The 10,162-nt window shown below is 73.6% G+C and carries 10 protein-coding genes and 1 pseudogene; 5 read left to right on the forward strand and 6 right to left on the reverse strand.

The features are described from left to right. Positions 1 to 65 precede the first annotated feature (65 nt). Together VGD70_RS11760 and VGD70_RS11765 are read right to left on the reverse strand one after the other, a co-directional pair. Positions 66 to 989 carry a S1 family peptidase gene (locus tag VGD70_RS11760; protein ID WP_331081000.1) on the reverse strand — a complete coding sequence of 308 codons (924 nt, stop codon included), beginning with the start codon at positions 987 to 989 and terminating at the stop codon, positions 66 to 68. A gap of 195 nt (positions 990 to 1,184) precedes the next feature. After that, the gene (locus VGD70_RS11765; protein WP_331081002.1) at positions 1,185 to 1,961 is read right to left on the reverse strand and encodes a hypothetical protein; all 777 of its coding nucleotides are present in this window, start codon (positions 1,959 to 1,961) and stop codon (positions 1,185 to 1,187) included. A gap of 126 nt (positions 1,962 to 2,087) precedes the next feature. On the opposite strand from VGD70_RS11765, the gene VGD70_RS11770 reads away from it, so the two are divergent. Further along, positions 2,088 to 3,041, forward strand: coding sequence for a threonine/serine dehydratase (locus tag VGD70_RS11770; RefSeq protein WP_331081004.1), 954 nt, complete (start codon positions 2,088 to 2,090; stop codon positions 3,039 to 3,041). 4 nt (positions 3,042 to 3,045) lie between these two features. Here the strand turns inward: VGD70_RS11770 and VGD70_RS11775 are convergent, their stop codons facing one another. Further along, positions 3,046 to 4,650: an MFS transporter gene (locus tag VGD70_RS11775; RefSeq protein WP_331081006.1), complete on the reverse strand. Its 1,605-nt coding sequence runs from the start codon at positions 4,648 to 4,650 to the stop codon at positions 3,046 to 3,048. Positions 4,651 to 4,723: 73 nt separating this feature from the next. Then, entirely contained in the window at positions 4,724 to 5,479 is a 756-nt protein-coding gene (locus VGD70_RS11780) for a GntR family transcriptional regulator (protein WP_331081008.1), read from the reverse strand. A 172-nt stretch (positions 5,480 to 5,651) separates the two neighbouring features. Here VGD70_RS11780 and VGD70_RS11785 point away from each other — a divergent pair, with 172 nt between their 5' ends. The 3 genes from VGD70_RS11785 (at position 5,652) to VGD70_RS11795 (ending at position 8,172) form a co-directional block, all read left to right on the forward strand. Beyond that, entirely contained in the window at positions 5,652 to 6,689 is a 1,038-nt protein-coding gene (locus VGD70_RS11785; protein ID WP_331081010.1) for an SIS domain-containing protein, read from the forward strand. Positions 6,690 to 6,751: 62 nt separating this feature from the next. Next, positions 6,752 to 7,222, forward strand: coding sequence for a helix-turn-helix domain-containing protein (locus VGD70_RS11790; RefSeq protein WP_331081012.1), 471 nt, complete (start codon positions 6,752 to 6,754; stop codon positions 7,220 to 7,222). Next, the gene (locus VGD70_RS11795; RefSeq protein ID WP_331081014.1) at positions 7,219 to 8,172 is read left to right on the forward strand and encodes an N-acetylglucosamine kinase; all 954 of its coding nucleotides are present in this window, start codon (positions 7,219 to 7,221) and stop codon (positions 8,170 to 8,172) included. Before VGD70_RS11790 ends, VGD70_RS11795 begins: the two co-directional genes overlap by 4 nt. Here the strand turns inward: VGD70_RS11795 and VGD70_RS11800 are convergent. Next, positions 8,156 to 8,872 carry a PP2C family protein-serine/threonine phosphatase gene (locus tag VGD70_RS11800; RefSeq protein ID WP_331081016.1) on the reverse strand — a complete coding sequence of 239 codons (717 nt, stop codon included), beginning with the start codon at positions 8,870 to 8,872 and terminating at the stop codon, positions 8,156 to 8,158. The two genes, VGD70_RS11795 and VGD70_RS11800, sit on opposite strands and share 17 nt — an antisense overlap. Next, positions 8,869 to 9,516: a DUF3159 domain-containing protein gene (locus VGD70_RS11805; protein WP_331081018.1), complete on the reverse strand. Its 648-nt coding sequence runs from the start codon at positions 9,514 to 9,516 to the stop codon at positions 8,869 to 8,871. The genes VGD70_RS11800 and VGD70_RS11805 overlap by 4 nt, the downstream gene beginning before the upstream one ends. A 313-nt stretch (positions 9,517 to 9,829) precedes the next feature. Here VGD70_RS11805 and VGD70_RS11810 point away from each other — a divergent pair. Further along, positions 9,830 to 10,162: pseudogene (locus VGD70_RS11810) on the forward strand (hypothetical protein); the annotation flags it as partial.

Here is a 10,162-nt window from a genome sequence, read left to right on the forward strand (position 1 = left end):
GCGGCGGACGGGCCGGCAGGGTTCGGCCCGTCCGCCGCTGGGCGGCTATGCCCTCACCAGCGCGCTCAGCCCGTGTACAGGGTCAGGCTCCACGTGCTCAGCGGCTCGGTGATCGGCTGGAAGTAGGTCGTGCCGCCGGAGCTGCAGTTGCCGGAACCGCCGGAGGTCAGGCCCACGGCCTGCACCCGGCTGCCCGAACCCGGGTTCGTCACCAGCGAGCCACCGGAGTCACCGGGCTCGGCGCACACGTTCGTGCGAATCATCTGGTACACGCAGCCCTGCGAGTAGCAGACGGTCTGGTTCGTGCCGGTCACGCTGCCGCAGTGCCAGCCCGTGGTCGAGCCGGAACGGCATACGCCCATGCCGTTGGACGCGGTCACCGGGCCGGTGACGGTCACGTCGCTGCCCGCCGAGTAGCGGTCGACCAGCGGCGTGGACGCGGCGGAGGCGGACGAGACGCCGATGGCGCCGAAGTCGTTCGTCGGGAACGACGAGCCGGAGACGGTGCCGATCGTCCCGCCGGAGCCGGACCAGGTGCCGCCCAGGTTGGTGCAGTGGCCGGCCGTGATCACGTACCGGGCACCGCTGCTGGAGCGTGCGTTGAAGCCCAGCGAGCAGCGCGAACCACTGCTGGTGGTGATCGCCTGGCCGCCGATCAGGTTCCACAGCGGCGTCGGCGCCTGGGCCACGTGCTCGATCTTGACCGCGCCGGCGCCGAGGCCCGAGGCCCACTTCGCCACGCCCTGGTCATTGCCGTGCACCGATACGACGAGCGCCTTGGTCGCGCCGTCGACGTACCAGCCGGTCACCGTGCTGGGACGGCTTGTGGCCGCCTTGTCCAGCTTGGTCTGGGCGGCCGACAGCTCGGCGGCGCTCCGCTGCGCGGACGCGGTGGCCGGCGAGCCGGACGCCGGTGCGGCCATGGACAGGGCCACACCAGCGGCGAGCAGGGCGCCGCCCAGCACTCGCACAAAAGCAGTGCGTTTCATCAGGTGTTCTCCCTCGACTTGGGTAGCAGGGAACCCGGAAGCGGCGCAGGGACAGATCCGTTCCCGGGGCAAGAGGGATCAAGTTCGCCATCTGGATAGATGACGATGATGAAACTATTTATCGCCGGTGTGTTCGGATATCGGCCGATCGGGGACAACAGTTGCCATTGTGAGCCACTGAGCGGCTACGGGCAGTTAGCCTGCCCCGCCAGAGGGCGGCGCGGGCACCGAACCGGACGGGGTTCCACCGGTTGTCGTGGTGCTCTCCGTAGTGCTCGGCGCGCTCGACCCGGTCGGCGGGCCGGGCTTCTGCTGGTCGTCACTGGTGGGCGCGGGGGTGGGGGTGACCGTGACGGTCGAGGGCCCGGTGCTCGGCGTCGTCGACTCCTGGCTGGGCGGCGCCGGGGTGTTGCCGCCGCCTCCCCCGGGGTGAGTCCGGACGATGCCGCCGACGGTCGTGCCCGCGCCGCCGGACAGCGGCGCGCCGCGGACCCACTCGACGCCGGTGATCACCAGCATGCCGAGCACGAACGCCAGCACGCTGGCGGCGATCAGGGCCGGCCAGCGCAGCCGCCGCGACGGCGGCGGCTGCTCCTCCCCCGCCGGCGCGGTGTCCGACGGTTCGGAGCCATCCGGCACGTCCGGCGCGTCCGGCACGTCCGGCACGGAGGACGGGTCCGGCACGGAGGACGCTGGGGGCGCGGCGGGTTCCTCGTCGACCAGGGTGACCCTGGTGGCACCGGCGCGGGCGACGACCAGGTTGCGGACGCTCTCCACGCTCTGCCTCGTGCGCTGGATGGATCGCAGGTACAGCGCGCCCCCCACGGTGCTCACCACGCTGGCCAGCCCCGCCCCGATCACGGTGCCCGCGAAACCCATGGTCGAGCCGAGCACCGCCGCGGTGACCGCGGCCAACGCGCCGGCCATGACCTGGCTGATCCGGATGCTGTCGGTCTCCTGCTTCTGGCTCATGATCCTTTAACTGTGCGGTTTCGACGACTCCCCCGGTTTCCAACGTCAGCGACGGGCGGGATGCTCCCCCGGTTGGCTCATCGTGAGCAGTAACACAGTCCACTGTGGACAGTGCATACTGGCGGGGTGAACCTGACTACCCTCGAGGACATCACCGCCGCCGCCGAGCGGGTCGCCGACGCCGTGGTGCACACCCCGTTGCTGGCCACCACTTGGGCCGACGCTCACCGTCCACTGTGGCTCAAACCGGAGAGTCTGCAGCCCATCGGCGCGTTCAAGATCCGCGGCGCGGCCAACGCGATCGCCCGCATCCCGGCGGCCGCGCGCCCGCGCGGGGTGGTCGCGTACTCGAGCGGTAACCACGCGCAGGCGGTCGCCTACGTGGCGAAGCGGTTCGGCCTCCCCGCGGTCATCGTGGTGCCGGAGAACACGCCCGCGGTCAAGATCGAGGCCACCCGCGCGCACGGCGCCGAGGTCGTCGTCGTCCCCATCACCGACCGCGAGATCGTGGCCGAGCGCCTGGTCGCCGAGCGCGGGGCCACGCTCATCCCGCCGTTCGACCACCCGGACGTCATCGCGGGCCAGGGCACCATCGGCCTCGAGATCGTCGCCGACCTGCCCGACGTCGAGGTGGTCCTGGTCCCGGTCAGCGGCGGCGGCCTGGCCGCCGGCGTGGCCACCGCGGTCAAGGCGCTGCGCCCGTCGGCCCAGGTCTACGGCGTGGAGCCGGCGCTCGCCGGTGACGCGGCCGAAAGCCTGGCCGCGGGCCGGCTGGTCCGCTGGTCGGAGCAGGACCGCGCCCGCACCATCGCCGACGGCCTGCGCGCCCAGCCCTCCGAGCTCACCTTCGCCCACCTGCAGAAGCTGCTGGACGGCATCGTCACGGTCACCGAGGACGAGATCCGCGCGGCGGTGGCCACCCTCGCCACCCGCGCCAACCTGGTGGCCGAGCCCAGCGGCGCCGTCACCACCGCCGCCTACCTGCACCGGGCCGCCGACCTGCCCGCGGGCCGCACGGTGGCCATCGTCTCCGGCGGCAACCTCGACCCGGCCGACCTGGCCGCCATGATCGGGGCCTGACCGGTCAGGCCGCCTCGTCCGGACGACCGGAGGCCATGGGCACCTTGCGGACCGGCACGATGTGGGTCGGCGGGGCGAGGAGGCCGCAGCTCATGCAGTCGCCCGGCCGCGGCGCCTCGGCGGGAGCGGTGACCGGCCGCGCACCCACCCCGGCCGGCTCGGCTGCCCGCGCCTGTGCGGCACGGGACTCGGACTCGGCCGGCGCGAGCACGTCGTTGCGCACGCCCAGTGCCAGCAGCCCACCCACCACGCACAGGCCGGCACACAGCCACATCGCCATCTGCCAGCCGGCGGTCAGCGCCACCGGGTCCGCGTACGCCGCCCCGCTCAGCCCCGCGGCCGCCGGCAGCACCGCCACCGCCAGCAACCCACCGGTCCGCGCGATCGCGTTGTTCACCCCGGACGCGACCCCCGCGTGCCGGTCGGCGGCCGCGGCCAGCACGGTGGCCGTCACCGGCGCCACCACGGCGACGAGCCCGAGGCCGAAGACCACCGTGGCCGGCAGCACCACCAGCAGGTACGACGCGCCGGGCGTCATCCGCGCGTACAGCAGCAACGCGGCGGCGATGATCATCGGGCCGATCACCAGGAACCAGCGCGGCCCGAACCGCTGCGCCGCCTTGCCCGACCGCGCCGACAGCATCAGCATCAGCACCGAGATCGGCAGCCCCGCGAGCCCCGCCGCGGTCGGCGAGTAGCCCAGCGACGTCTGCAGCTGCAACACGAACAGCATCATCACGCCGCTGAGCGCGGCATAGACCACGAACGTGAGCGCGTTCGCCACCACGAACGTCCGGTTGGCGAACAGGTCCGGCGGCACCAGCGGGTCGCGCTGGCGCCGCTGCAGCACCACGAACGCCGCCAGCGCGACGACGCCGAGCACGACCGCCCCGACCACGAGCGGATCGCCGAAGCCGCGGCCCGGCCCCTCGACCAGCGCCGCCGTGATCCCGGCCAGGCCCAGCGCGCCCAGCACCGAGCCCCACACGTCCGGGTGCCCGTCCATCGAGTTGTCGCACGACTCGGGCACGTACTTGCGGGTGAACCACACGCACAGCAGCGCGATCGGCACGTTCACCAGGAACGCCAGCCGCCACGACCACAGCTGCACCAGCATGCCGCCGACCAGCGGGCCGATGGCGCCGGCGATGCCGCCGAGGCCCGACCACGCGCCGATCGCCCGGGCCCGGTCGGCCCGCACGAACGACGACTGGATGATCGCGAGCGAGCCCGGCGTGAGCAGCGCGCCGCCGATGCCCTGCAGCACCCGCGACACGACCAGCATCTCCGTCGACACCGCCAGCCCGCACAGCACCGACGACACGCCGAACCACCCGACGCCGAGCAGGAAGATCCGCCGCCGCCCGTACCGGTCGCCCAGCGACCCGGCGACGAGGATCAGCGCCGCCAGCGAGAGCAGGTACCCGTCGAGGATCCACTGCAGACCCGCCACCGACGCGCCGAACTCCTCGCCGATGCGGGGCAGCGCGATGTTGACCACCGTGCCGTCGAGGAAGGCCATCCCCGAGCCGAGGATCGTCGCGGTCAGCACGCCGCGCGCCGCCGGGCTCCCCCACCGGACCTCACCCTGGCTCAGCGCCGCCGTCACAATGCCGCCTCCTCCGGAGAGCCTACGTCGCCGGGGACCACGCCCGCGATCACGGCGGCGATCACGCCAGCGATCACGAAGGCCGGTTCAGCTCCGCCACAAACTTGTACCGGTCGCCCCGGTAGACCGAGCGCACCCACTCCACCGGCTTCTCGGTCATGTCGTAGGAGTGCCGCGACAGCAGCAGCATCGGCATGCCGACGTCGGCGCCGAGCAGCTCGGCCTCGTGCGGGCCGGCGAGCGCGGTCTCGATCGTCTCCTCCGCATGTCCCATCTCGACGTCGTAGCGCTCGCGCAGCACCTGGTAGAGCGAGCCGCCGGCGGAGACGTACTTGCGCAGGCCGCGGAACCGGCCGAGCGGCAGGTGGGAGGTCTCGATGGCCATGGGCTCGCCGTCGGCCAGGCGCAGCCGCTGCATGCGCAGGATCTTGGCGCCGGCGCGGACGCCGAGGAGCACGGAGAGCTCGCCCTCGGCCGGGATCTCGGCGATGTCGAGCAGCCGGGAGGACGGCTCGCGGCCCTGCGCGCGCATGTCCTCTGTGTACGACGACAGCTGGAGTCGTTGCGCCACCTTGGGTTCCGCCGCGAACGTGCCCTTGCCCTGCACTCGCAGTAACCGGCCTTCTACTGTGAGGTCGGCAAGAGCCTGGCGGACGGTCGTGCGGGACACGTCGAACTCGGCGGCGAGGGAGCGCTCGGTCGGGATCGGCGAGCCCGGTGGCAGCGAGCTGAGCAGCTCGAGCAGGTGCCGCTTGAGCCCCCAGTACTTGGGCTCGCGCAGCGCACGACCAGCGGTGTCGGGCTCGTGCGCGGCCGACGTTTCCAGCATGGCTCCTCCAGACGACGACTTCCCTGTTACAGGATGCCTTCCCAAGGACCGGCGGCGCGATCACACGCGCCGGATTTGGGAAATCCGTTACTCCCCTCGCGTCGGACCACCCTACAGCGATAACATGATTGGTCTAGACCTACTTGGTGGAGTCGGCGTGTCAGGAGGACGAATGACCGGAGCAGGCGCACGGATGGCCGCGGAGATCGCCGAGCAGCCGTCGGTGTTCGACTCCGTCGTCGCCCGGCGGACCGAGCTCGCCGGGGTGGCCGGGCGGCTCGCGGCCCAGCGGCCGCGGTTCGCGTTGCTCGCCGCGCGGGGCTCGAGCGACCACGCGGCGCTGTACGCGAAGTACCTGATCGAGGTACTGCTCGAACTTCCGGCTGGTCTCGTCTCGCCGTCCACGACCACGCTCTACGGCGCCCAGCCGGACCTGAGCGGCGTGCTGTACGTGACGGTCAGCCAGAGTGGCGGTTCACCCGATCTGGTGGAGGCGACCAAGGCCGCCCGCGGCCGGGGCGCGCTCACCGTCGCCGTCACCAACACGCTGGGCTCGCCACTGGCCGAGACCGCCGAGCACGCCGTGCACATCGGCGCGGGCGAGGAGCTCGCGGTCGCGGCCACCAAGACCTACACCGCCACGCTGCTCACGCTGTACCTGCTGGTCGACGCCGCGCGCGGGGGACGTGGCGAGGCGGTGGCCGACCTCGGCGAGCTGGCCGAGCGGGCGCTCGCCGGGTCGGCCGACGCGGTCACCGCCGCCGTGGAGCGCTACCGGAAGGTGGAACGCGTGGTGACCACGGGGCGCGGCTACTCCTCGGCCACCGCGGCCGAGGCGGCGCTCAAGCTCGCCGAGACCAGCTACCTCGGCGCCCGCGCGTACAGCGGCGCCGACCTGCTGCACGGCCCGGTCGCCGCGATCGACTCCGGCACCGGCGTCGTCGCCGTCACCAGCAAGGGCCGCGGCGGCGAGGCCATGCACGACGTGGTGGCCGCGGTCCGCGAGCGGGGCGCCGACGTGCTCGCGGTCGGCTCGGCGGCCGCCGACGTGCCGGCCTCCGCGCGCATCGACGTGCCGGCCACGGCCGAGGAGGTCGCGCCGATCCTGGAGATCCTGCCGTTGCAGCGGCTGGCGCTCGAGCTGTCGCTGGCCCGCGGCGGCGACCCGGACCAGCCACGCGGGCTGTCGAAGATCACCCGGACTCGGTGACGATCACATTCGACGCGTTTGGTGCATTACCGGAAGGGGTTCCTCGCCCTACACTGTCCGAGGTGCGAAGGACCTCGTTCGCCCGCTGGCCGTGCTCCGTCGCAAGAACCATGGACCTGCTCGGTGACCAGTGGACGCTGCTCGTGCTACGCGAGGCGTTCTACGGGGTGCGCCGGTTCGACCGGTTCCAGGCCTCGCTCGGCATCGCCCGCAACACGCTCACCGAGCGGCTGGACCGCCTCACCGGCGCCGGCCTGCTCGACCGGGTCCGCTACCAGGACCGTCCGGCCCGCTACGAGTACCCGCTCACCGACATGGGCCGCGACTTCTTCCCCGCGCTCGCCGCGATCATCCGCTGGGGCGACGTCTGGCTCGACGACGGCACCGGGCCACCCGCGCTGCTGCGCCACCTCGACTGCGGCCAGCACACCACGGCCGACGTGCGCTGCCCGCACTGCGGCGGCGCGCTCGACGCCGAGCGGGTGACGTTCGAGCCGGGACCTGGACTGTCCACTGTGGAGGGAGCGCCGTGACCGGTGGCCGGGTCGTCGGCGTCGACGTGGGCGGCACGTCCAGCCGCGCGCTCGCGATGACCCTGGACGGCACGCCGCTCGGGCGCGGGTCCGCCGGCGGCGGCAACCCCAACTCGCACCCGCCCGACCTGGCCGCGAAGCGCGTGGCCGAGGCGGTGCGGGACGCCCTCGCCCCCGGCGGCGGCGAGGTGCGTGGCTGCCTGCTCGGCCTCGCCGGCGAGAGCAAGTTCACCGACCCGACGGTTGTCGACACGTTCACCTCGGCGCTGCGCCAGGTCGGCATCGCGGGCCCGATCAGCGTGCTCAGCGACGCCGAGGTCGCGTTCGCGGCGGGCACCGGCGAGCCGGACGGCACGGTGGTGATCAGCGGCACCGGCGCGGTCGCCGCGCGGATCGCCGGGCACCGCAAGACCTCCTGGGTCGACGGCTGGGGGTGGCTGCTCGGCGACGAGGGCTCGGCGTACTGGATCGGCCGCGAGGCGGTGCGCACGACGTTGCGCCAGCTGCAGGCGGGCGAGCCGCCGTCGCCGCTGGCCGAGGCGGTGCTGGTCGAGGCGCTGCCGTCGTTGACGTCGGTGGCGGAGCCGCGGGTGGTGAACCGGCTGATCACCGCGGCCAACGCCGAGGCGCCGGTCCGGCTGGCCCGGTTCGCGTCGATGGTCAGCACGTGCGCGGCGACGGACCCGGCCGCGGCGGGAATCGTCGCGCGGGCGGCGGACCTGCTCGCGGGGCTCGCCGTGGCCGCGCGGCCGGCCGGGGACTCGCCGATCGTGCTGGCGGGCAGCGTGATCGGGCCGGACAGCCCGGTCGGCGTCGCGCTGCGGGCCGCGCTCGCCGAGCTGACGCCGGCACCGGTGCTGTTCGCGACCGACGGTGCCGCGGGGGCGGCGTGGCTCGCCGCGCTGGAGGTCGTCGGGCCGGACGCGCCCCGGCCTAGAACGCGACCGTGACGACGACGGCGGTCGCGTTGTCCTGACCGCCGGCCACGTCCGCGGCGCCGAGCAGCCGCTCGACCATGGCGGCGGGCTCGATGTGCAGCCGCAGGATCTCGCGGATCCGCTGGTAGGGGACCTGCTCGGCGATGCCGTCGCTGCACAGCAGGTACACGTCACCGGGCGCGGGCACGATGCTCAGCACGTCCGGCTCGGGGCGCATGGCGTGCCCGACGTAGCGGGTCAGGTGGTAGCGGGCGGCCTTGGCCTGCGGCGAGTCGTAGGCGTAGAGCCCGTGCGCGACGCCGAGCCAGGCCATCGTGTGGTCGACGGTGAGCAGCTCGAGCAGGTCGTCGCGGAACCGGTAGACGCGGGAGTCGCCGAGCTGGGCCAGCCACAGGCCGTCGGCGCCGGCGAGGAGCGCGGTGAGCGTGCAGCCGGCGAGGCCCACGTCGCCGCGGCCGAGGTCGATGACCTGGTCCTGCGCAGCCTCGACCGCGTCCCGGATCGTCTTCGGCCCGATGTCGCCCCGCGCGGCGCGGATGCGCTCGACGAAGGTGTCCACAGTGGCGCGCCCGGCCAGCGCGCTGCCCTCGCTGTCACCCATGCCGTCGGCGACGACGGCCAGCAACGGCTCGAGGTCGAGGTGCGCGACGTCGAAGTTCGCCCGGTACCGGCGGCCGACCTCGCTACCGGCCGCACCGCGTAAGCCGTTCACGCGGGCATCCTAGGGTGCCGCAGGCCCGGGTGGTCGGCCGGCAGCGACCGGCGCAGGACGACCGCGCTCGCCGCGACCGTCGCCGCGACGAGCGGCCAGCTGAGCGCGACCCGCGCCACGCCGAGCGCGACCACCCAGCCGGACCACCAGAGGATGCCGAACACGAGCACGCGCACGGCGTACTGCCCGACCCAGACCCAGCTGGCGCGGCCGTACGCGCGGACGAGGTCGGGGTCGCGGCGCCAGCGGGTCTTCTGGCCGAGCAGCACGCCGACGACCACGCCGAGCAGCGGCCAGCGGATGAGGATGCTGACCGCCCAGGCAAGCGCACTGGCCACATTGGACAGCAGCTGGATGAGGAAGAAGTCCTGCGCACGGCCGGTGTAGAGGGCGACGAGCGCGGCGCCGGCGACCGCGGCGACGCCGGCGAGCACGGCGGTGACCCGGCCGCCCCGGACCAGCCGGACCGTGCCGATCACCGCGCCGGCGGCGACCGCGGCGAGCGCGCCCCAGCCGAGCGAGCGACCGGTGAGGAGCCAGCCGAGGACGAACACGGCCGGGGGGATGCTGGCGTCGACCGCGCCGCGCCGGCCGCCGAGGAGCTCACGCAGCGACAGTTGCCGCTCGGTCGCCTGGTCGGTCACCGTGCAAGCCTGCCTCATGCGCCGCCGGTGAGGTAGCCCTAACCCTCGCTGGTAGCACGTTTTGTGATAACGTGCTGGTCGTTTGTCGGCACGAAATCAGGTGACCATGGCCAACGTCAACCGACCCACCAGCTGCCTGGCCTGCGGCCGCCTGATGCCGTCGCAGCACGGAAAGGGTCGTCGGCGTCGGTACTGCGACGCCACCTGCCGCAGCACCGCACGACGGTCCCGGGCCGCCTCCGTCAACGCGGACCTGACGGTCCACGCGCGTAAAGGTTACCTTGACGGTGGCGGTTCGGCCCCGCTGGAGGTGGTGACGCGGGCCCGCGAGCAGGCACGCAGTGCCGAGGAGGCGCTGCGGCAGGCGGTGGAGCGCGCCCGCGACGCCGGCCACACCTGGCAGGAGATCGGCGAGGTTCTCGGCACCTCACGGCAGGCGGCGTTCCAGCGGTTCGGCCGCCCGGTCGATCCGGCGACGGGCGCGGACCCGCGCCAGGACGTGCTGCCCGAGGCGGCCAACCGCGCGGTCGCGTTGCTGGCCGAGCTCGTGGCCGGCCGGTGGTCGGTCGTGCGTGCCGACTTCGACCGGGCGATGCTCGCGGAGGTCACCGAGGACAGGCTCGCGTCGGTGTGGGCGCAGGTGGCG

The organism is Actinophytocola sp., from assembly GCF_036402745.1.
GTDB lineage: Bacteria > Actinomycetota > Actinomycetes > Mycobacteriales > Pseudonocardiaceae > Actinophytocola.